This is a genomic window from Roseomonas mucosa ATCC BAA-692 (assembly GCF_000622225.1).
GTDB lineage: Bacteria > Pseudomonadota > Alphaproteobacteria > Acetobacterales > Acetobacteraceae > Roseomonas > Roseomonas mucosa.
This window is the reverse complement of sequence record NZ_JHWD01000081.1, coordinates 1-1,170: the sequence shown is the minus strand read 5'-3', so window position 1 is coordinate 1,170 and position 1,170 is coordinate 1. Positions and strand designations below refer to the sequence as shown.

General features: G+C 60.3%; 2 protein-coding genes. One reads left to right on the top strand and one right to left on the bottom strand.

Going from position 1 to position 1,170, the window contains the following annotated elements; translation table 11 throughout:
- On the top strand, positions 1-289 hold a 289-nt coding region (locus tag BT98_RS25425; protein WP_037251911.1), incomplete at its 5' end, for a thiamine pyrophosphate-dependent enzyme.
- Positions 290-374: 85 nt separating this feature from the next.
- On the opposite strand, the gene BT98_RS27495 is transcribed toward BT98_RS25425, so the two are convergent.
- A complete protein-coding gene (locus tag BT98_RS27495; RefSeq protein WP_147292494.1) occupies positions 375-1,037 on the bottom strand; it encodes a hypothetical protein in 663 nt (220 codons plus the stop codon).
- Between the last annotated feature and the right edge of the window lie 133 nt (positions 1,038-1,170).

The window sequence follows — 1,170 nt, the reverse complement described above, 5'->3', positions numbered from 1 at the left end:
CCCGCTGAAGGTGCTGATCTGGGAGGACCGCGCCTATGGCCTCATCAAGTGGAAGATGGACATGGAACTCGGCCACCACCGGGACGTGGACTTCACCAACCCGGATTTCGTGAAATACGCGGAGAGCTTCGGCGCGAAGGGCTACCGCATCGGCGCGGCGGCGGAACTGCTGCCCACGCTGCAGAAGGCGCTGGCGGAGGATGGCGTCTCCATCATCTCCTGTCCGGTGGACTATGCGGAGAACATGAAGCTGACCGACCGACTGGGCGAACTCACCATCGCGCTCTGAGGCTTGGTCCGGGCCTGGGTTGCTGCTTTTATGGCGGCTCAGGTCCCATCCTGTCGGTCCCGATGATGAAGCTTCAAAGGGCCTTTCAACCAGAACGGTGAATCTGATCGAACTCACCAGTCCGCGCGTGCTGCCCCGTCACCGATAGGGTTGAGTGCTGAAGTTGCTCCAGGCTATGAAGAACATCCGATACGGCATGATAATGAAATTGCACATAGCTCCACTCACCCTGTCTGGTGGTTTCGATAGCGTCCGATCTATGATCCGCTTCCTGGATGTCTGCGGCAGCCGCAAGCTTTTCGCATCGATCAGCCGCATCCAGGATCTGCTCCGCCAGTCCGGGTGGAGCACGACCGGCGTCCTTACGGAGAGCATTTGCAAGCGCTTCCGCGAAAAGCAGGCTGGAAGCATAAAGGCGGATGGCACGCCGATCATAGCGCGCTGCGACCTCGGCGACGGCATGCGCCGCCAGCCGTCCCCTGAGAGACCAGCGCGCCGCATAACGCGCTGCATCAATGCCGGCGCCAAGCGTAATCAGGCTGTCATGGGAGGCTGAGAATGCGGCCAGCGCGGCTTCCGCCTTGACAGGATCCCTTGTTTGCAGAGCTGCTGCAGCACTTCGGAATGCCTCTGCAAGCTTCAGGAACAGACCACCAGCTGCTGCATCGATCATCCGCACGGGATCGGGAGTCAGGAGAATCTGGCTGAAGGTAAGGCCGATGATCGCCCCTACGACGACATCTTCCATGCGGTTGAGGCCTGCGCTCTGAGGACCAAGTGCCAGCATGTTGATTTGCACTGAGAGCTGACCCGGGAAGGGTCAGAGTTTCCGCCGAGAAATGACCCGTGTCTGTTCACCATCCCGACCGGCTGGTCGGGAT

Excerpts from the sequence above, each read along its gene's own strand:
- BT98_RS27495 (WP_147292494.1), bottom strand. The coding sequence starts at position 1,037 with ATGGAAGATGTCGTCGTAGGGGCGATCATCGGCCTTACCTTCAGCCAG.